Annotated in this window: 18 protein-coding genes; 15 read left to right on the top strand and 3 right to left on the bottom strand. The window is 62.0% G+C overall.

The window, feature by feature from the left end; all coding sequences use genetic code 11:
• Window positions 1–50: 50 nt before the first annotated feature.
• Complete coding sequence (locus AC6I97_RS15920; RefSeq protein WP_497945400.1) at window positions 51–1385, bottom strand: lytic transglycosylase; 1335 nt, start codon at window positions 1383–1385, stop codon at window positions 51–53.
• 269 nt (window positions 1386–1654) lie between these two features.
• On the opposite strand from AC6I97_RS15920, the gene AC6I97_RS15915 reads away from it, so the two are divergent.
• A complete protein-coding gene (locus tag AC6I97_RS15915; RefSeq protein ID WP_216922937.1) occupies window positions 1655–2008 on the top strand; it encodes an Rv2175c family DNA-binding protein in 354 nt (117 codons plus the stop codon).
• Between the two features lie 116 nt (window positions 2009–2124).
• Here the strand turns inward: AC6I97_RS15915 and AC6I97_RS15910 are convergent, their stop codons facing one another.
• Both AC6I97_RS15910 and AC6I97_RS15905 read right to left on the bottom strand, forming a co-directional pair.
• Entirely contained in the window at window positions 2125–3219 is a 1095-nt protein-coding gene (locus AC6I97_RS15910) for a polyprenyl synthetase family protein (RefSeq protein ID WP_497945399.1), read from the bottom strand.
• Window positions 3216–3785 carry a hypothetical protein gene (locus AC6I97_RS15905; protein ID WP_224089538.1) on the bottom strand — a complete coding sequence of 190 codons (570 nt, stop codon included), beginning with the start codon at window positions 3783–3785 and terminating at the stop codon, window positions 3216–3218. Before AC6I97_RS15905 ends, AC6I97_RS15910 begins: the two co-directional genes overlap by 4 nt.
• Before the next feature lie 75 nt (window positions 3786–3860).
• Between AC6I97_RS15905 and dinB the strand changes: the two genes are divergently transcribed.
• From dinB to AC6I97_RS15835, 14 genes are all read left to right on the top strand, one after another.
• Window positions 3861–5123 (top strand): DNA polymerase IV, encoded by a 1263-nt coding sequence (gene dinB, locus AC6I97_RS15900; RefSeq protein WP_497945398.1) that lies wholly within the window; start codon window positions 3861–3863, stop codon window positions 5121–5123.
• Window positions 5124–5360: 237 nt separating this feature from the next.
• Window positions 5361–5729, top strand: coding sequence for an SCO2097 family morphological protein (locus tag AC6I97_RS15895; RefSeq protein WP_224167050.1), 369 nt, complete (start codon window positions 5361–5363; stop codon window positions 5727–5729).
• A gap of 446 nt (window positions 5730–6175) precedes the next feature.
• Window positions 6176–6607, top strand: a complete 432-nt coding sequence (gene mraZ / locus AC6I97_RS15890) for a division/cell wall cluster transcriptional repressor MraZ (protein ID WP_216922947.1) — start codon at window positions 6176–6178, stop codon at window positions 6605–6607.
• A gap of 136 nt (window positions 6608–6743) precedes the next feature.
• Entirely contained in the window at window positions 6744–7772 is a 1029-nt protein-coding gene (gene rsmH, locus AC6I97_RS15885) for a 16S rRNA (cytosine(1402)-N(4))-methyltransferase RsmH (protein ID WP_224089544.1), read from the top strand.
• Window positions 7769–8425 carry a cell division protein FtsL gene (gene ftsL, locus AC6I97_RS15880; RefSeq protein WP_497945397.1) on the top strand — a complete coding sequence of 219 codons (657 nt, stop codon included), beginning with the start codon at window positions 7769–7771 and terminating at the stop codon, window positions 8423–8425. Before rsmH ends, ftsL begins: the two co-directional genes overlap by 4 nt.
• Before the next feature lie 42 nt (window positions 8426–8467).
• Window positions 8468–10264 (top strand): peptidoglycan D,D-transpeptidase FtsI family protein, encoded by a 1797-nt coding sequence (locus AC6I97_RS15875; protein ID WP_224089548.1) that lies wholly within the window; start codon window positions 8468–8470, stop codon window positions 10262–10264.
• Between the two features lie 104 nt (window positions 10265–10368).
• The gene (locus AC6I97_RS15870) at window positions 10369–12006 is read left to right on the top strand and encodes a UDP-N-acetylmuramoyl-L-alanyl-D-glutamate--2,6-diaminopimelate ligase (protein ID WP_497945396.1); all 1638 of its coding nucleotides are present in this window, start codon (window positions 10369–10371) and stop codon (window positions 12004–12006) included.
• 6 nt (window positions 12007–12012) lie between these two features.
• Window positions 12013–13503, top strand: a complete 1491-nt coding sequence (locus tag AC6I97_RS15865) for a UDP-N-acetylmuramoyl-tripeptide--D-alanyl-D-alanine ligase (protein ID WP_497945395.1) — start codon at window positions 12013–12015, stop codon at window positions 13501–13503.
• A complete protein-coding gene (gene mraY / locus AC6I97_RS15860; RefSeq protein WP_224089553.1) occupies window positions 13500–14609 on the top strand; it encodes a phospho-N-acetylmuramoyl-pentapeptide-transferase in 1110 nt (369 codons plus the stop codon). The genes AC6I97_RS15865 and mraY overlap by 4 nt, the downstream gene beginning before the upstream one ends.
• Window positions 14591–16180 (top strand): UDP-N-acetylmuramoyl-L-alanine--D-glutamate ligase, encoded by a 1590-nt coding sequence (murD, locus tag AC6I97_RS15855; RefSeq protein WP_497945394.1) that lies wholly within the window; start codon window positions 14591–14593, stop codon window positions 16178–16180. The genes mraY and murD overlap by 19 nt, the downstream gene beginning before the upstream one ends.
• Window positions 16181–16182: 2 nt before the next feature.
• Window positions 16183–17484, top strand: a complete 1302-nt coding sequence (gene ftsW, locus AC6I97_RS15850; RefSeq protein WP_224167054.1) for a putative lipid II flippase FtsW — start codon at window positions 16183–16185, stop codon at window positions 17482–17484.
• Window positions 17485–17490: 6 nt separating this feature from the next.
• On the top strand, window positions 17491–18609 hold the full coding sequence (gene murG, locus AC6I97_RS15845; RefSeq protein ID WP_497945393.1) for an undecaprenyldiphospho-muramoylpentapeptide beta-N-acetylglucosaminyltransferase: 1119 nt from the start codon (window positions 17491–17493) through the stop codon (window positions 18607–18609).
• The gene (gene murC, locus AC6I97_RS15840) at window positions 18606–19976 is read left to right on the top strand and encodes a UDP-N-acetylmuramate--L-alanine ligase (protein WP_497945392.1); all 1371 of its coding nucleotides are present in this window, start codon (window positions 18606–18608) and stop codon (window positions 19974–19976) included. The genes murG and murC overlap by 4 nt, the downstream gene beginning before the upstream one ends.
• Entirely contained in the window at window positions 19969–20829 is an 861-nt protein-coding gene (locus AC6I97_RS15835; RefSeq protein WP_497945391.1) for a cell division protein FtsQ/DivIB, read from the top strand. The genes murC and AC6I97_RS15835 overlap by 8 nt, the downstream gene beginning before the upstream one ends.
• Window positions 20830–20853: the final 24 nt, after the last annotated feature.

Raw genomic sequence — 20853 nt, 5'->3', positions numbered from 1 at the left:
GCCCGAATCCGCGGGGAATCCGGGCCTCGTCCAAAGGTGCTTGGGACGGCCTAGCCGAAAGTGCGTTGCCGGGCTTTGATCGATTCGACGTAGCGCTTCGTGTCGTCGTACATGCCGTACTTGCTGACCGAGTACTGCCCTTGGTAGTAACCGGCGATGGCGTTGTCAAGGTCTTTGCTGGTGGCGATGAGTGCCCTGATGATGGCGACGCCGGCCGTCGCATTGTCATATGGATCCAGGAGGTTGAGCTTGCGGCCCACCAAATCCGATGCCCATTGGCCCGAGGAAGGAATGACCTGCATGGTTCCAATGGCGTTGGCGGGGGAGACCGCGCGCTGGTCAAAGCCGGATTCCTGCTCGGCGAAAGCGAGTGCCAAGGAGGGGCTGACTCCCATGCGGCGGGCGGTATCAGCCACGATTGACTTCATTTCATCCCGGCTCGGGACCGGCAAAGCGTTCAACAGCGCCTTGTTTTCGTTCGCAGAGCTGACAACAGCGGGCGGGTACGTAAAGCCGAGGAAGGTGCTCGGCACCAGTGGCTTGGTCTCCCCGGCGGGCTGCAGCGACGAAGTGCCGGGGATGGTGAGCTTCTGCCCGGGATAAATGACGGTCGTCGCCGAAACTGTATTCACGCTCATCAGCGCTGACAACGAAACGTTGTGACGCGATGCAATGGAGCTGAGGGTATCGCCCGCTTTGATGGTATACGAGCCTGTGCTGGCGACAGGAGTGGCCGCAGGTGCCGGGGCGGGGGCAGGAGCAGGCGGAGTCGAGGGCGAAGAGCCGCCACTGACCTTGATCTTCTGGCCAGGGTAGATGATGGAGCTTCCACTGAGATTGTTCCAGCTGAAGATGCTGGACAGCGGGACACCGTGCCGGGCGGCGATCGCGCCCAGCGTATCGCCCGGAACCACCGTGTAGGTGGTGGCATTCGAAGGTGCCGCAGGCGCCGGCGTCTGTTCAGGGGCGGCCGGGGCGGTGCCGGTGAGTTTGATGGTCTGGCCAGGGTAGATCAGCGTTGTTGCCGTGAGCTTGTTCAGCTGCAGGACAGCGGCCGTGTCCAGGTTGAAGCGGCGTGCAATGGCACTGATGGTGTCTCCGCGGACGATCTTGTAGGTGTCCGGGACAGCGGGGGCCATGGGCCTCAGGGCGGCAGGAAGCGTTGCCGCAACCGCTTGGGCGGGAATCACGTTGCCCGCTTTGGTGGCCTGGGCCTTCATGGCTGCCGCGAGGGTAGCCGGAATCTTGCGCGGTTGGGGTGCCGGTGCAGCCGTGGCTGGCTGGGCCAAGGCAAGCGAGGACAAAACCACGGCGGGAAGCGCAGCCGTGGTTGCCGCAATTACCGGCATGCTCATGGTTCGTTTCGGCGAGCGGGGCGTCGTCATGGAGTGTGTCCTCATCTCAGCAGCGGGAATAGTTTGTGTTGCCGCTGTTACCAGTGTTGCCAATGTTACTGATGTTATCAATGTTATCAATGTTGCAAGTGTGATCAGTGTGAATCTCTCACACTTATTCATTCGGCACAACAATTCCTGCACTATGGAAATCCCGTCGCTGAATTCATCCCCCTGAAAAGGCGACTTTCTCGCGCATGGAGGGACCGTCGTCGTACTCCGGCTAGGCGACTGGCAGCCCGGCGTGGCAACCTAGTTCCGTGAGTAATGTAGAAAGCCTTGTTTCCGACTGGTTGCCGCTGCCGGATGTCGCCGAGCTGTTGGGAGTTTCCATCACCAAAGTCCATGGACTGTTGGATGAGCGTGCGCTGGTGGCCATCAGGCGGGGAGAGCGGAATATCCGCTCGATCCCGGCGCTGTTTATTCAAGATGGACACGTCGTAGACAGCTTGAAGGGGACCATCGCGGTTCTTAGCGATGCTGGTTATAACGACGAAGAACTCATCGTGTGGTTGTTTACGCCTGACGATTCATTGCGGGGACGGCCTGTCGATGCGTTGCGCGAAGGACGCAAGACGGAGATTCGGCGTCGCGCCCAATCGCTCGCCTGGTAGAACAGTCGCTCGCCTGGTTGCCGGCTAGCCGGCGCTCAGACTCCCATAAGCAGTTAAACAGTGGACGACGGCGGTTCTTGACCGCCGTCGTCGTCTCAACGTCTGGAAATGCCCGGTCAGGCGGCCCGGCTGACAGCTGCCTCGGCCAGTTGGCGCAATGCTGTGAGCGGTAATTCTTCCAGCGGCAGCTGTTCCAGGGCAGCGAAGGCTTTGTCGCTCAGCTCGTCGATGAGGGATTCCGTGGCATCAAGCGCGCCGCACTCGACCATGATGTTGCGGATTGTGGAAACTTCGTCCTCACCCAGATTCGGTTTCCCCAACATTTCGTCCAAATACTTGGCTTGATCTGTGGGAGCCAGATTAATGGCAAACCCAACGAGCACTGTCCGCTTGCCCTCCCGGAGGTCATCGCCGGCAGGTTTTCCCGTTGTCTCCGGATCGCCGAAAACGCCCAGGACGTCATCGCGCAATTGGAACGCCTCGCCCAAGGGCAATGAAAATGCCGAATATGCCTTCAGCAGGTCCTTCGATGCGCCCGCCAATGCTCCACCCAGGGCCAAGGGGTGCTCGGTGGAATATTTGGCAGATTTATAGCGAATAATCGAGGTGGCGCGCTCCACGGAACCCGCGCGATCGCGTACCGGACCGGCTACTTCCTCGAGAATGTCCAGGTATTGCCCGGCCATTACCTCGGCCCGCATGAGGTTGAAAATACGGCGCGCTTCACTTCCTGCGGCTGCCCTGGGGCCGATTTCCGTGAAGGATTCCTCGCTGAAGGAAAGGCACAAATCGCCGGTCAGGATCGCCGCGGCGTGGCCGAACCGTTCATTGTCCAGCGCCCATCCGTTGGCCTCGTGGAGTTGGCTGAAGCGGCGGTGCACACTGGGGCCTCCGCGACGCGTATCGGAACGGTCAATGATGTCGTCATGGATGAGGGCCGCGGCTTGGAAAAGTTCCAAAGCGCAGCCGGCCGTCAGGATGTCCGCGTCACCCGCGGGACCGCCCGCACCCCGCCAGCCCCAGTAGCACATCAGTGCACGAAGCCGTTTTCCGCCTGTGACGAGGCTGGATATTGACCCCATGAGGGGAGCGACGTCCGGGGAAATCGTAGCCATCATGTCCTGCTGGACCGCCAGGAACCCATTCAGCTTTCCGGCGACGCCGGCAATAAACTCAAGTTGCTCCGTGTGGAGTCGGGAAACCGGCGTCACTTGACGGACCCGGCCGCCACGTTGGCGCCGATGGTGAACGTGGAAACGCCTTCCTTTTGCCTCACCGACACGTTGACCGTCTCACCGTCACCGCGGATGAAGTCGATTGATGTGACGTTTCCTACGGCTTCGGGGCCTGGAACAACCTTGAATCCTTGTGCTTCAAGCGAGGTCTTGTAGTAATCCACCACGCTTTCCGGTGGAGCTTTGACCGTTCCTACGAGGGCAACCGTGGCAGGAGATACGTTCTTGTCAAAGCTGCTGGAGCGTACAGACGTCTTGGGCATCACCGGGATGAGCTGTTCCGGAAAGCCCGGGACCAAAGCGCCAACTGTGGCCGTCGCGCCGGGCACGGGTCCGGCTGACGCGGACGTGTCAGGAGCCTGTGACGACGATGGGTCGGAGGCCGGGGAAGAGGTCGTAGCCGTGGAGGAATCAGGGGAGTTCCCGGATGCGGGTGTGGCAGCCGGGCTGCCGGGGGATGGAGTACAGGCGGAAACCGCCAGGGCGACACTCGCTGCGAGCAGGGTAAACCCTCGCGATTGAGGAGTTCCAAAGAGCTTCACAGGGGGTATCCTTCCTTGGGCTGACGGGGGACTGTGCCTCCAGTTTAGTCAGTGGCCGGGCATAGTATTGCCGTTGTGAGGCAGGAAGCATTCGGTGGCGCCCAAAGCGCCGGCAGCGAACCAGCCCGCAGCGCGCACGACGCCCTGCGGGAACAGCGGCGAACCAGCATCCTGCACGTGGACATGGACGCCTTTTTCGTTTCCGTGGAACTGCGCAGCCGGCCGGACTTGCGCGGAAAGCCGGTGATCGTCGGCTTCCCTGCTGAACGCTCCGTCGTCTTGTCCGCGTCCTACGAAGCCCGGGCCACAGGTGTGAAGTCAGCGATGCCCATGGCCATTGCCATGCGGATGTGCCCCGGCGCTGTCATCATCCACCCGCGCCACAAGCTCTATTACGAGGTTTCTGCACAGCTCATGGAGATCTTCGCCTCCATTACGGACCTCGTGGAGCCCTTGAGTGTTGACGAGGCTTTCCTGGACGTTGGTGGGGCAATCCGACGTCTCGGATCTCCCTTGGACATCGGACATCTCATCCGCCGTCGTGTTCGGTCTGAACTTGGTATCACCGCTTCAGTGGGGATTGCCGGAACCAAGTTTGTGGCCAAGATCGCATCCACCCGGTGCAAGCCGGACGGCATCCTCCAGATCGACGCCGAGGACACCATCGCGTACCTTCACAGCTTGCCGGTCAGTGCCCTCTGGGGCGTCGGCGGCAAGACCGCCGAGGTGCTGGCACGCCTCGGCATCCGGACGGTGGCCGACGTGGCGGCTACGCCGGTGGCATCGCTGAAAAAAGTCCTTGGCGCCAGCGGAGAGCACGTCCACAGGCTGTCGATGGGAATAGATCCCAGGCCGGTCACTCCTACGAGGCTGGAAAAGAGCATCGGCGCGGAGGAGACTTTCGCCACAGATTCGGCGGACGATGCCCTGCTGCACAGGGAGCTACTCAGGCTGTCCCATCGCACGGCGGCGCGGCTGCGCAGTTCCGGGATGCTGGCCCGTACGGTAGCTTTGAAACTCCGGTACGCCGACTTTTCCACGGTGACCCGCAGCCGGACGGTGCATACTCCCGTTGACAGCGCCCAGCTTATTTACCAGGTTGCCGTGCAACTGCTGGAGTCCTTGGGGGCACGATCCATGAGCGTTCGTCTCGTGGGTGTCCGTGCGGAGCAGTTGGAACCGGCCGGCCAAGCGTCCATGCAGCTCAGCCTTGACCGGCGCGATGACAACTGGCGGGCCGCGGAGCAGGCCCTTGACCGCGTCGCCGAACGCTTCGGCTCCAAAACATTGCTCCCGGCCAGGCTCCTGGATCCGGGCAAGACTCCTGACGTGAAATGACCGCTGCGATGCCACGCAGGCGCCTTCCGCGCGTCTTTCAGAACAGCGCCTGACAAACTATCCTAATTAGTACAGATATTTAGATCGTCTGGACAGCTGTTTCCTGAGCAGTCGGTCCCAGGATGTCCGCTAACAAGGCGGAAATTTTTGGGGAACGCTTTTCGTGGCCCGATCGTTTTGGAAACAGACGCACAGGCCGCGATTCGTCCAGACGCTGGCTGACTAAAGGAGGTCGCGATGCCCCTCTCGGAGCATGAACAGAAGCTGCTTGAGCAACTTGAGAAGCAGCTTCATGAGGACGATCCGAAGTTTGCCAACACCATGGGTTCGGATCCCATCCGCAGCTGGTCAACCCGGCACGTGATAATTGGTGTCCTTGGTGCCATCGCAGGCATCCTTTTGCTGCTGGTCGGCGTGTCGCTTCAACAAATTTTTGTTGGCGTCCTCGGCTTTGTGGTGATGGGCGCAGGTGTCTACTTTGCGACTCTTAGGGGCGCGGCGTTCGGCAAGGCCCGGAAAGGGAAAGCCGGAAAGTCCAAGTCCAAGAGTTCGTTCATGAGCAATCTAGAGGAGCGCTGGGACGAGCGCCGCCGCGACGACAATTGAGCGTGGCCGCAAGCATTAGCCCGGAACCGGATCCCTTCCACGCGACGATTCCTGAATAACCTGCGCCTATACCTGGTGCATGCCCCTGGGTGGCAGGGGACACAAAGGACCCTTTACGGGTCTTTTTGCGTTTAACCCCTGTCCTCCACTTTCCACCCCTTCGACGTTGGTAAACCGCTGTAGACGCGAAGCGCTGCAATCCCTGCGCCCGATTCCAACAGGGGGCATGGGGCATGCCCCAGGCCTTCCTCTGCCCTCCACTTGCCCTCCACTTCCCACCACGCCCTTGAATCCGCGCATTCACGCGCCTTCGGAAACTCAAAGTGGTGGAGAAACGGTCCGTGGTGCGTTGACTGTGGGGCTTTGTGGAGTAAAGTGGAGCGCATAAGAGGGTATTGGCAGGGTTGGGTTTTGAACGGGCACCTTGACTGAGGGGCGGTGGGCCGGTGTTTCTTGGCACCCATTCCCCACGCCTTGATGAAAAGGGCCGGATCATACTTCCCGCGAAGTTCCGTGAGGAACTTGCCGAGGGCCTGGTTCTCACAAGGGGTCAGGAACGCTGCATTTACGTCTTCAGCCAGAGGGAATTCGAGCGCATTCACGAATCGATGCGGGAGGCACCACTGTCCTCCAAGCAGGCTCGTGATTACATTCGGGTTTTCCTGTCTGGGGCCTCTGACGAGGTACCTGACAAGCAGGGGCGCGTGACGATTCCGCCGGCGCTCCGGGCCTATGCAGGGCTCGGCCGGGAATTGGCAGTTATCGGTGCCGGTACCCGCGCGGAGATCTGGGATGCCGAGGCTTGGAATGAATACCTCGCCGAGAAGGAAGCAGCCTTCTCGGAAACCGACGATGACAATCTGCCCGGGTTCATCTAACCGGGGGATGGGGCCTTGGCCCCGGTCCTTGGATGGGATCTCCAGCCGCCCATCGAACTGTCTTCCTGGCTCAACTTCCCCTGGGCCAGGCCGGCGGAACGATAGGCGCGGATGGGGATCCGATCCAAGGAACTGAATGCAAGCGATTGAGGAAAGAGGAGGCAACGTGGAAGAGCAGGACGCGGCAAAGCCCACATCTGAGCGCCACGTGCCCGTCCTGAAGGACCGCTGCATCAACTTGCTCGCCCCGGGCTTCGAAGCAGCCCGGTCCAGGGGTGAGACCCCGATTGTTATTGATGCCACCTTGGGCATGGGCGGCCACTCCGAGGCCATGCTGCAGCGATTCCCGGACTTGCACCTCGTGGGGATCGACCGCGATGAGGAAGCGCTGGCCTTGGCTGGCGCGCGGCTGGAGCCCTTCTCCGACCGCACGGACCTGGTTCATGCCGTCTATGACGAAATCGAGGACGTCCTTGCCGATCTCGGCATCCCGGAGGTCCATGGCATCCTCATGGACCTGGGTGTTTCGTCCCTGCAGTTGGACGAGCGCGAACGCGGCTTCGCCTATTCGTATGACGCGCCACTGGACATGCGGATGGATACCAGCCGCGGACAGACAGCTGCGGACGTCGTCAACAACTACAGCGAAGAAGACCTGGTTCGTATCATCCGCAAATGGGGTGAGGAAAAATTTGCCGGCAGGATCGCCAATCGCATTGTGAACGCCCGCGCCGAGAAGCCCTTCGCCACTACCGGAGAACTCGTTGAGCAAATCCGCAGTGTAGTACCTGCTGCTGCCGCCAAGAGTGGTGGCCACCCGGCTAAACGGACCTTCCAGGCACTGCGTATCGAGGTCAACGAAGAACTCGACGTCCTGGAGCGGGCTATTCCAGCCGCCGTCGCAGCGACTGCCGTGGGTGGGCGGATTGTCGTCATGTCCTACCACTCCCTGGAGGACAAGATCGTAAAGTCCGTTTTCCAGGCCGGATCCAAGTCCTCAGCACCGCTCGGATTCCCCGTTGAACTCGAAGAACACAAACCCGAACTGAAAACACTGACCAAAGGCACGGAAGTGCCTACGGCCGCAGAAATTGCCGAGAACCCGCGCGCGGCGTCTGCCCGACTCAGGGCCGTGGAGCGCATCAAGCCAAGGAGAGTCGCATGAGAACCGCCGCAGCGAAGACACTGCCCTCCGTGGTAGGCAACACGGCCAGGGCACTTCCGGCTCCAGCCGGCAAGCCCGACGCCGGTCGAAAGGCCCGTACGCCGCTTTCGCTTGTGCGCAGCGCCCCAGGGAAGCGGCGCACTCCCTTTGTCGTCCTGTGCTTCGTGGTGATGGCGGCCGCCCTGCTGACAGTGCTCGTCCTTAACATTTCTGTATCCACGGCCCAGTACCGGTTGGTGCAGCTCAAATCAGAAGCAGCCACCCTGAACAAGGAAAACCAGGATCTGACACAGAAGAAGCAGAACTTCGAGGCTCCCCAGAATCTGGCTGCAAAGGCTGCAGAATTGGGAATGGTACAGTCCACCGTCAAGGGCCAGATCGATCTGAACACCATGACGGTCACCGGAAAGGCGACCCCGGCTGTAAAGGGTGACAACCCTGCGGCCGTGATCGCCCCTCCCGCCGTTGCCGGCCAGCTTGATGTGGTGCCCTCGGTGACTACCAAGGATCCGTTGGAAAACCTCAAACCGGCAACACCCGTAGCGCCTGCGGCCACACCGGCTGCGCCCGCCGCCAAGCCCGCAGCCCAGGCGCCTGCAGAGCTTCACGGGGGATCCGTTCCCGCTCCCCGGCAGAAGGCACCAGGGCAATAGCCCGCAAGATCACCGACGCAAGGCCAGCAGCAAGGAATCCACGTGGCGCAAAACCCCGGCAAATCAAAAAAGACGAAGGTGCCGGCGGCGAGGAAGCGGCTCCGGGTTGGTCTTGGCATCATGCTGACACTGCTGTTGGTGGTGGGCGGGAAACTCTTCATGGTGCAAGGCCTTGATGTCGGTGGCATGGCCGAGGCGGCCCTTGCGAACCGCCTCACGCCGCAGGTACTGCCGGCCGAACGCGGCAGGATCCTGGACGCCAACGGCACTGTCCTGGCCAGCAGTGTCATCCGCTACAACATTGTGGTGGATCAGGTCCTGAACACCGCCACCGCTGAGTTCAAGCGCTACAACGAGAAGACCGAAGAAGTAGAGACCATCCCGCGGGACCAGGGTATCTCCGAACTCGCTTCGCTCCTCGGGGCCGATCCCGCCAAGGTCAGGGAGTCCCTCACTGGCGACAAGAAGTACTTCACGGTGGCCAAGGATGTGAAACCCGAGCTTGAAGACCGCATTTCCAAGCTGCATATTCCCGGTGTTGCCGCCGAAGGCGTCAGTAAGCGTGTCTATCCGAACGGCAGCGTGGCAGGCGGGGTGGTGGGTTTCCTCCAGGACGGCACCACAGGCCAGGCAGGCATCGAGCAAACCCAGGACCAGGTCCTCCGCGGTACCGAGGGCAAGCGTGTTTTCGAGATTGGCGCCGATGGCCTCAGGATTCCCGTGGCAACTGATGAACTCACGCCGGCTGTTGATGGAAGCGACGTCAAGCTGACGCTCAACACGGACATCCAGTACTTCGCACAGCAGGCCATCCAAAGCCAGGTCAACAAGATGAACGCCGAGTGGGGTTCCATCATTGTGATCGACACCAAGACAGGCAATCTCATTGCCTTGGCCGACACGAATGCCCCGGACCCCAACGATCCCGGGAAAGTTGATGCCAAGGACAGGGGTGTGCGTTCTGTAACGGCCGCCTACGAGCCCGGATCCGTCGAGAAGATGATCACTGCCTCTGCCGTGATCGAGGAGGGTAAGTCCTTCCCGCTGGACCATTTCACTATCCCGCCGTCCTACACCATTGACGGCCAGACGTTCACCGATGCGTTCGAGCACGGCACGGAAGAACGCACGCTGGCCGGAATTCTGGGCTGGTCCATGAACACCGGGACCGTGATGGCGGGAAGCAGGCTGACCAAAGAGCAGCGCTATGAATGGCTGAAGAAATTCGGCGTCGGCGAACAAACGGACATCGGCCTTCCCGCGGAGGCTACGGGTATCCTCGCCAAGCCCGATCAGTGGGATGAACGCCAGCAATACACGGTGCTGTTCGGTCAGGGCGTATCGCAGTCCACGCTGCAAACCGTGCGGGCCTTCCAGTCGATCGCCAACGACGGCGTGATGTTGCAGCCCAGGCTCATCGACAGCTACATCACCCCGGAAGGCGAAGAGCAGAAGGTTCCCGCCAAGGAGTCCCGGCAGGTGGTATCCAAGGAAACTGCCCAACAAATGCGGGACATCCTGGAAAGCGCAGTGACCGAGGGGCAGATCAAGGACGCAGCCATTGATGGCTACCGCGTAGGCGCCAAGACGGGAACCTCACAAGCACCCCGCGAAGATGGGCTCGCCGGCTTTGACGGGTACACGGCCTCGATGGTGGGCATGGCGCCCATGGATGATCCCCGGTTCATCGTCGAAGTTGTGCTGCAGCGGCCCAGGGGAAATATCTACGGCATCACCAATGGGCCCGTGTTCCGTTCGGTCATGTCGCAGGTTCTCAGGACCTACAACGTGGCGCCATCCACCGGGACCCCCGCGCGCCTGCCGCAGTTCGTCAAGTAAGCTTCTTGGGCGTCTGTTTCGGCCAAAGAATTTGATCCATCACTACCGGCTGGGCGCCGCTGGCCCCAAGCCGGTCGTTCCACCGAGCATCAACGGAGAACCACGTGTCAGAGCACAAAGAGGCCGCTTTCCATGCCGAGACGCCGGAGACCGGCACATCCGGCTTTCGTCCGGCGTCTGTGGCTGCAGTGCCTTTGTCGACCATTGCAGAAGCCCTGGGTGTCGCCGTCCCGGCGGACGGCGGAACCAGGGGAGTGACGGGGATCTCGCTGAACTCCCGGGCCGTTGAACCCGGTGACCTTTACCTGGCCCTGCCCGGCGCTTCGCGCCATGGTGCCGACTTCGTCCCCCAAGCGGTCGACGCCGGCGCGGTCGCCGTAGTCACGGACGACGCCGGGGCACGGCAGCTTGCCTTGGCAGGCGAGCAGCCCGTACCTGTCCTTATCGTCGAGGAGCCGCGCACCGTCGTCGGGCGTTTGGCTGCCCTGATCTACCGTAGCCAGCCGGACGACGGCGGGTTCCCGACACTGTTCGGAGTGACCGGGACCAACGGTAAAACGACCACAACGTACTTCATCAACTCCTTGCTCCGTGCCCTGGGTAAAACCCCGGGGCTCATCGGAACAATCGAAATCCTGGCCGGGGGAGATCCCATTCCGAGCTTGTTGACGACGCCGGAATCCACCGACGTCCATGCACTGCTTGCCTTGATGCGGGAACGTGGGCTGGAGGCGGCCTCCATGGAGGTGTCCTCCCACGCCGTTGCTTATCACCGCGTGGATGGCGTGATGTTCGACGTCGCCGGGTTCACGAACCTCACCCAGGACCACCTGGACCTGCACGGCAGCATGGACGAGTATTTCCGCACCAAAGCTGAGCTGTTCACCCCCGGACGGGCACGCCAGGCAGTGGTGATGGTGGACGACGAGTGGGGCCGCAACCTGGCGCGAACAGCGGACATTCCGGTCACCACACTTACTGTCACGGCAGGAGGCAGCCCTGCCGATTGGTCCGTGGCCTCAACCACGGCCCGTGGACTCGGCACCGATTTTGAACTGCGGCACACGGATGGCCGTGTCCTGCGCGTACACACTGGCTTGCCGGGTGACTTCAACGTGGCGAACGCGGCCCTGGCCACGATCATGGTCCTTTCATCAGGCGTCGATGCAGAGACCCTCCAGGGCGCACTCGACGCCCACGATCCCTTTACCGTGGCCGTTCCCGGACGAATGCAGCTCATCTCCACCGCGCCGGCCTCCGTGGTGGACTTTGCACACAACCCGGATGCCCTGGCCCGCGCGCTTCAGGCTGTGCGGTCCCGCGAACAAGGCTCCCGTGTGATCGTGGTGTTCGGGGCCACCGGGCAACGGGACCAAAGCAAGCGTCCTACGATGGGCGCCATCGCCGCACGCTTGGCAGACATTGTCATCGTCAGCGACGACGACCCCCACGATGAGGATGCAGCAGCTATCCGTTCAGAGGTGCTGGCAGGTGCCTATGCTGCCCGTGAGGCCGGCAACCTGACCAGTGAAATCATCGAATCCTCGCCGCGGGATGCCGCCATCAGACGTGCAGTGGAGTTGGCCACCCCGAAGGACACCATCCTCATCGCAGGTCGCGGCCACGAGGTATGGCAAGAGGTCAAGGGCGTCAACCTCGCCCTTGACGACAGAGTGGAATTGCGGGCCGCCTTGACATCCAGGGGATTCAGCGTTTCAACGGACCAGCGGATAGAGTCCTAAACCGAGATGATTGCACTTACTGCGGCGGAGATCGCCCACATCACCCATGGCCGTTTAACCGGAGACGGGGACATCGCGCCCACTTCCGTCGTCACTGATTCCCGGGAAGCTACACCTGGTTCGCTCTACGTGGCGAAGCCCGGCGAACACGCGGACGGTCATGACTTCGTCGACGCTGCCTTCGAGCGGGGTGCCGTCCTGGTGCTGGCCGAACGCGAGGTCACCGATGTCGACGGCAAGCCGTATCCCGCCGTCGTCGTCGATGACGCCGTGCTCGCCATGGGAGCCCTTGCTGCCGAAGCAATCCGCCGCATCCGCTCCGCCAGGGAACAGCGCGGCGAGGAATTTACGGTCATCGGCATTACCGGGTCCGCCGGCAAGACCACCACCAAGGACTTACTCGCCGGCGTGTTGTCCCAAGCCGGGCCCACGGTGGCTCCGCGCGGCTCATACAACGGTGAGGTCGGCGTCCCGTTGACAGTCTTTGCCGCCGATACGGACACTCGCTTCCTCGTCATTGAGATGGGAGCCACCGGCATCGGGCACATCAAGTACCTCGCTGGGATGGTGCAGCCCGATATTGGCGTGGTGCTGGTGGTCGGCACCGCGCACGCCGGGGAATTCGGCGGTGTGGAAAACATCGCCACGGCCAAGGGCGAACTCGTTGAAGCGCTCAGTGAGCACGGTACGGCTGTCCTGAACCTGGACGATGGCCGGGTTTCCGCCATGAAGAGCCGCACCACGGCGAAAGTCCTGGGCTTTAGCGCCTCTCCAGCGACGAACGAAGACGTGGAAGCGCGCAACGTTGTGGTCAACGCAGAGGGCCACCCCGAGTTTGATCTTGTACTGCCCGACGGCGGCCCTTCCGTTCGCGTCCGCAGCCGCCTGATCGGCGGCCATCACGTGACGAACCTGCTGGCTGCCGCAGCTGCGGCATTTGCCGCGGGCATCCCGGCGGCAGACATTGCTTCCTCGCTCAGTTCCCAGTCCGCCGCCAGCCGCTGGCGCATGGAACGAACCGAACGCCCTGACGGTGTCACCATCATCAACGACGCATACAACGCCAATCCTGAGTCGATGCGGGCAGCACTGCGCACACTCGCTGATCTTGGACAGGGCAGACGGACCTGGGCCGTGCTTGGGGCCATGCTGGAGCTCGGCGAGGATTCCATCCGCGAGCACACCGCCGTGGGAACACAGGTGGTTCGCCTGAACATCTCCAGGCTCGTGGTGGTGGGACGCGAAGCGCGGGCCCTTTACATATCGGCCATCCAGGAAGGTTCGTGGGGGGACGAATGTTCGTTCACGGAGACTGCCGAAGAAGCTTACGAACTCCTGCAACGGGAGCTGCAACCCGGGGACCTGGTTTTGTTCAAGTCCTCCAATGGGGTGGGGCTGAGGCATTTGGGTGATCGGATAGCATTACCCCCACGGGCCGAGTCCACCGGGGAAAGCGCGGCTGAAGATGCCGCAAGCGAAGGGAACGAGCTGCTGTGATTGCACTTTTGATCGGCGCCGGCGTCGCCCTTCTGGTGGCCCTGATAGGGACGCCCCTGTTCATCAGGTTCCTGGTGGCAAAGAGCTATGGCCAGTTCATCCGCGACGACGGCCCAACCTCGCACCACACCAAGCGAGGCACGCCCACCATGGGCGGGACCGTGGTTGTTGCGGCGGTCCTGATCAGCTACTTCGTTACCCACTTGATCATGTGGATGATGAATCCACGGTCCGAGGGGCCCTCCGCGTCCGGGCTGCTTCTGCTGTTCCTCATGGTAGGAATGGGCTTCGTTGGCTTCCTGGATGACTACATCAAAATTTCCAACAAGCGCAGTTTGGGCCTGAACGCCCGTGCCAAGCTGATCCTGCAAGCCGCCGTTGGCATCATTTTTGCCGTTCTCGTGCTGCAGTTTCCCAACGAGGACGGACTCCGTCCGGCTTCCACGCAAATTTCCCTCGTCCGTGACATCCCCTGGCTGGATCTCGCCTTTGGCGGGACCATCCTGGGCGCAATTCTCTTTGTCATTTGGTCCAACCTCATTATCACTGCGGCTACGAATGGCGTGAACCTGACAGACGGCCTGGACGGCCTCGCGTCGGGAGCATCCATCATGGTGTTCGGCGCCTACACGATCATGGGGATCTGGCAGAACAACCAGGCCTGTGGTTCGCCCCGTGAGGCGGGCAGCGGTTGTTACCAAGTACGCGACCCCATGGACCTGGCGCTCCTGGCGGCAATCCTGAGCGCCGCTTTGGTGGGCTTCCTCTGGTGGAACACATCACCGGCCAAGATCTTCATGGGTGACACTGGTTCCCTGGCAATCGGAGGCGCTGTTGCCGCCTTCGCAATCCTCTCCCGCACAGAACTTTTGCTGGCCTTCATCGGTGGTTTGTTCGTCCTGATCACCCTTTCCGTCATCATCCAGGTGGGCTTCTTCAAGCTGTCGGGTGGCAAACGGGTCTTCAAGATGGCCCCACTGCAACATCACTTCGAACTGAAGGGTTGGGCAGAGGTCACGGTTGTTGTCCGCTTCTGGATTCTTGCCGGGCTCTTCGTGGCCGCAGGCCTTGGAATCTTCTACGCTGAATGGGTGGTGCTGCTGTGAACGCAAACCAGGAGAGCTCGCAGTCGGCCAACGACCGCCTCAAGGATCTCACCAGCTGGGATGCTGATTGGCGTGGCTTGCGGGTGGTGGTGACCGGAATCGGCGTGTCGGGTTTTGCTGCCGCAGATACCCTCATCGAACTTGGCGCAAAAGTTGTGGTGGTGGATGCCTCGACCACGGCGAAAGCAGAGGCGCAGGCCGACACCCTGAAAATCGTGGGTGCGGTGGATGTACTGCTGGGCGAAGAGGCCGTTAAGGTCCTTCCCCTCATCGACGGCAACAAGCCCGAGCTCATTGTGACCTCGCCGGGATGGCGCCCGGACCAAGCCTTGCTGGCCGCCGCCAAACGCAAGCACATTCCCGTGTGGGGCGACGTCGAATTGGCGTGGCGCGTCCGCGAACGGGCTGGCCGGAAGACCGCTGATTGGCTCACCATCACCGGCACCAACGGCAAGACCACCACGGTTGGGATGACAGAGTCCATGCTGCAGGCGGCCGGACTCAAGGCCATTGCGGTGGGCAACGTAGGCACGCCCATCCTTGACGCGCTCAGGGATCCGGTGGAGTACGACGCTTTTGCGGTGGAACTCTCAAGCTTCCAGTTGCATTGGAGCCATTCGCTGTCACCGGTGGCCAGCGTATGCCTGAACGTCGCCGAAGACCACGTGGACTGGCATGGCTCCTATGCGTCGTACCTTGCAGACAAAGCGAAGGTCTACGAGAACACGCAGAAGGCTGCCATCTACAACGCCGATCAAATTGAAACCGAGCGCATGGTGGAGAACGCGGACGTCGTGGAAGGCTGCCGCGCGGTCGGATTCACCACGGACACGCCTGGCATCAGCATGCTGGGCGTCGTGAATGGATTGTTGGTTGACCGGGCGTTTATCGAAGAGCGGAAAAACTCAGCCGCCGAACTCGCGTCCATCTCCGATCTTGGGCCAGTGGCACCGCGCCATATGGTGGCCAATGCCCTGGCCGCAGCTGCCCTCGTCCGTGCTTACGGGGTTGAGCCTGCCGCCGTGAAGCAGGGCTTGGTCAACTATCTGCCCGGTGCACACCGTATCCAGCTCGTAGCCAAACACGACGACGTGCTGTGGATCAATGATTCAAAGGCCACCAACCCACACGCTGCCTCGGCCGCTCTTTCGGCTTTCCACAATGTGGTGTGGATCGCAGGGGGACTCTCCAAGGGCGTCAATTACGATGACCTCGTCAAGGAGCACGCTCCCCGTTTGAAGTCGGTTGTGCTCATCGGCACTGACACGGAGGCCTTGGAAGCGTCGCTCCAGCGACACGCACCGGATGTCCCCGTGATAGCCCAGCCCAAGGGCGACACTGAAAGTGTGCAGACCGCAGACGGTAACGCCTCCTCGCCGATTTTTGGTGAGACCATCATGGCCCAGGCTGTGAGGGCAGCGGCCAGCGTGGCGGAGCCAGGTGACACCGTGCTCATGGCTCCAGCGGCTGCATCCATGGATCAGTTCTCTTCCTACGCTCACCGTGGCGACGCTTTCGTCCAGGCAGTACGCGAGCTCGTGGAAGGGCAGGCAAAGACCACCGAGGAGTAACAATGGTCAGCACGCCCACCCGCAGCCGCGGCAAGGTTTCCGGGGATGTCGGAGCCCAGGCTCCGTCGGCTGCCCGCAGGAAGCCCGCCCGGCTTCGGGGCCACGTTCGCTCCTTCTGGGAAGGCCTGGAGGGCAAGAGCAAAGCTCCCAACAGCTCCACGTATTACCTCATACTTGGATGCGCCCTGGCCCTGACCGCCATCGGTGTGATGATGGTGCTCTCCGCATCCAGTGTGGAAGCGATCTCCGAAGGCAAGTCGCCCTACGCCGATGCATTGAAGCAGGCGATGTTTGGCGTCGTCGGACTGGTGGCGATGTACCTGATCTCGCGGACCAACGTCAGCTGGATGAAAAGGTTGTCCTGGTGGGGCCTCGGTGCCGTTGTGGTCCTGCTGATACTTGTCCAGGTTTTCGGTCGCAGCACCCTGGGCAACCAGAACTGGATCGACATCGGCGGCATCAGCATCCAGCCCTCGGAAGTTTCGAAGCTGGTCCTTTGTGTTTGGATCGCTGCAGTCCTGGCACGCAAGGAGAAATACCTGCACCGCTGGATGCACGTGATCATACCGGTGGTCCCAGGGGCCGGCCTGGTCCTTGGGCTGATCCTCGTGGGCAATGACCTGGGCACCGCGATCGTTGTCATGGCCATCGTCGCCGCAGGGTTGTACTTCGCCGGGGTTCCCACAAAGATGCTGGCAATTGCCGGCGTCGCCGGAGCCATTGGCGCTACAGCCATGACAATCATCAGTCCAAACCGGATCTGCCGGGTGACGGCCTGGCTGGGCATGGCAGGGGATTCCTGCACTGCAGACTCCGACTTCACCTACCAGTCCACCAACGGCATGTATGGATTGGCGCAGGGCAGTTGGACCGGACTTGGGCTGGGGCAAAGCCGGCAAAAGTACAACTGGCTTCCAGAGGCCCACAATGACTTCATCTTTGCCATCATCGGCGAGGAACTGGGCCTGGTGGGCACCTTGGTGGTCCTGGTGTTGTTCGCCATCCTCGGCATCGCCATTTTCCGTGTCGTTGTACGGCAGACCGATCCGTTCCAGCGCACGCTCGCCGGTGGCATCATGGTGTGGCTCCTGGGCCAGGCAAGCATGAACATGGCAGTGGTGACGCAGCTGCTTCCCGTGATCGGTGTCCCGCTGCCTTTCATTTCTGCAGGTGGCTCGGCCTTGGTGATGTCGCTGTGCGGCGTGGGCGTAGTGTTGTCCTTGGCCCGCGGACAGTTGCCACCACAACAGCGTCCCCGGCTCTTGCCGCGTCGTTTGTCCAAGACCGCACGAAAGCGTAAATAGCACTTCATGACTTCAGATTCCTCCCACGCGTCCAAGCCTTTGTCCGTCGTGCTTGCAGGCGGTGGTACGGCTGGCCATGTCAGTCCGTTGCTGGCCATCGCGGACGCAATCAAGGAAAAGCGTCCGGAAGCTGCCATCCTGGCTGTGGGCACGCCGTCGGGCCTGGAAACCAGGCTTGTCCCAGCGGCCGGGTACAAGCTCGCCACGATTGACCGGGTCCCGTTGCCACGAAAACCGTCCCTGGATCTCCTGAAGCTTCCGGGACGGTTGCGGGGAGCCGTCAAGCAAGCGGAACGAATCCTCCATGAGGCCCAGGCAGATGTCCTGGTGGGCGTGGGCGGCTACGTTTGCACTCCCATGTACCTGGCAGCCCGCAGGCGCGGTACGCCCATCGTGATCCATGAGGCCAACATGAAGGCTGGGCTCGCAAATCGCGTAGGTGCACGGTTCAGCCGCCATGTTGCCGTGGCGTTTGCCGGTACGCGCCTTCGCGGCGCCCGCCATGTGGGCATGCCCATGAGCCGGGCAATCTCGGGACTGGACCGCCCCGGGGCCGCGCCTGCTGCCAAGGCTTCGCTGGGCCTCAATCCGGACCGTCCTGCCCTGATCGTGACTGGTGGGTCCTCCGGAGCCCTGAGCATCAACAGTGCTGTGGCTGCCGCCTTGCCCGCGCTGGCAGCTGCGGGGATCCAAACACTGCACATCACCGGTGCCGGCAAGGCAGTCCTGGATAACGACGGCGGACCCCTCGCCGCTGATGGGTACCGGCAGGTGGAGTACGTGGATGGAATGGAGGATGTCTACGCTGCTGCCGACATCCTGCTCGCCCGTGCCGGAGCCGCAACGGTCAGCGAAGTGGCAGCAGTAGGGGTTCCTGCGGTGTTCGTGCCCCTGCCCATCGGCAATGGTGAGCAAGCGCTTAATGCAGCCGCGCTGGTGGAGGCCGGCGGAGCGCTGATGGTCCAGGACAAAGATTTCACCCCGGAATGGCTCAAAGAAGAGCTCATTCCGCTCGTATCGGATCGCGGGAGGCTGGACGAAATGGCCCGCAGGTCCGAGGCCCTTGGCATCAGAAACGCCGATCAGCGCATGGCTGATCTTGTCTTGGAAGCGGTATCCGCATGACGCACGCGATTGCACCACTTGAGTCCCTTGGACGAGTACACTTCATCGGCATCGGCGGGGTGGGAATGTCTGCCATCGCCCGGATCATGGTGGCCCGCGGTGTTCCTGTGAGTGGTACTGACGCCAAGGACCTTCCCGTCATGCATGACCTGGCTGCAGCAGGTGCCCGCATCGCAGTGGGATACGATTCCGGCAACCTGGGTGATGCCCAGACTGTTGTTGCCGGCTCCGCAATCCGTGCAGACAATCCTGAGTTGTCGGCGGCCCGCGAGGCCGGTTTGCCCGTGCTGCATCGTTCCGAGGCATTGGCTGCGACCATGGGCGGCCACAGGGTTGTCACCATCGCCGGCACCCACGGCAAGTCGACCACCACGTCCATGGTTGCGGTCCTGCTCAAGGAAGCAGGATTGGATCCGTCGTTTGCCATTGGCGCGAACGTCCCGGCGCTGGGGGTCAACGCGGCCCACGGATCCTCGGACATTTTCGTGGCTGAAGCGGACGAGTCGGATGGCTCGTTCCTCAACTACCGTCCCCTCATCGCCGTCGTCACCAACGTGGAAGCCGACCACCTGGACCACTACGGAACCGCGGAAGCTGTTTTCGCCTCCTTCGATGACTTCGCAGCGCTCCTGCCGCCCCACGGAGTCCTCCTGGCATGTGTGGACGACCCCGGCGCCCGCGCGTTGGCGGAGCGGACAGCCGCCAAGGGAACCACGCGTGTGCTGACGTACGGGACAAGCCACGACGCCGATATCCGGCTTGGCGATGCTGGTCCGGGTGATGTGTCCGTAGCGGTGGATGGAGCCAGCTACACCTTGAACCTGCAGGTCCCCGGAAGGCACAACGCCCTGAACGCCGCAGCCGCATTCGCCGTCGCCTTGGAGCTTGGCGTAGCGCCAGTGACGGCAGCTACGGCACTTGGACACTTCACCGGTGCGTCCCGGCGCTTTGAACTTAAGGGGCAGGGGAGGGGCGTGCGTGTGTACGACGACTACGCCCACCACCCAACCGAAGTGCGTGCAGCCCTGTCCGCAGCCCGCTCCGTGGCTGGCGGCAACAAAGTCCACGTTCTCTTCCAGCCGCATTTGTTTTCCCGGACCCGGGAATTCGCTGCGGAGTTTGCATCGGCGCTGGATGCTGCGGACACGGCGTTGGTCCTGGACATCTACCCTGCCCGTGAAGACCCCATCCCCGGTGTCACCAGTTCGCTGATTGCTGACCGGCTCTCCCAGGGACGACTGGTCTCCGGCGACGAAGCTGTGGAAGCCATTGTGGCGGCCGCTGGTGAGGGTGACATAGTGCTGACCGTGGGAGCCGGAGATGTCACTGCATACGGCCCGGTGATTGTGGAGGCGTTGGGTGGCTAGCACCCGCAAGCCAACCTTCAAGCCCGCGGCAGATTCCGGTCGGGAGAATAAGGGCCGTCCGGCGGGTGGTTCCCCGGAAAGCGTCATCAGCGCCCAGAGGTCAGTTGAGCCTTCTCCGAAAAACAGCCCGGACAATGTCATTGCTTTTCCCGAGCCGAAGGGCAAACGCAAGCGCCGGCTCCTGCTGTGGACTTTCGCCATCGTTACGGCTTTCGTCGCGGTGCTCATAACGGGTGCCATCTATTCACCCGTGCTCGCGGTCCGGACCATCACGGTGGACGGAACCAAGCTGCTGACGCCTGAGGACGTGCAGAAGGCCTTGACAGCCGTGGAGGGCAAGCCGCTGCCGCAGGTGAGCGGGCAGGAAGTCAATGAGCTCCTGAAGCCCTTGGTCCAGGTACGTTCGGCAACCGTGGAGGCAAGGCCGCCGTCGGAATTGCTGGTGCACGTCAATGAGCGCGTACCGGTGGCCCTGTTGAAGCAGGGTGACACGTTTGTGATGGTGGATGTGGATGGTGTTCAGCTGGGGGCCACGCAGGATCAGTCTGCGGTGGCGCTGCCCTTGATCGACGCCGGTGCAGGTGCCACCAACACCGGGCTGTTTAAAGCGATTGCGGCTGTCCTGAACACTTTGCCGGCCGATGTGCTGGCCAGGATGTCCACGGCATCTGCTGCGTCGCCTGATGCCGTCGAGCTAAAACTGGTGGACGGAAAGACGGTAGTGTGGGGCAATGCCGAGGACAAGGAACTGAAGGCGAAGGCACTTGAGGCACTGCTGAAGATGCCGCCGGATCCTAAAGTCCCCGTGAACGTCTACGACGTCAGCGTGCCCCGGCATCCATTCACCAAATAAAGAGCATTGAGCACGTAACCTGCG

The sequence above is a fragment of the Arthrobacter sp. TmtSoilC48 genome, assembly GCF_059739425.1.
Note: the sequence above shows the minus strand (reverse complement) of the source record. Positions and strands in the feature narration are given on the sequence as shown.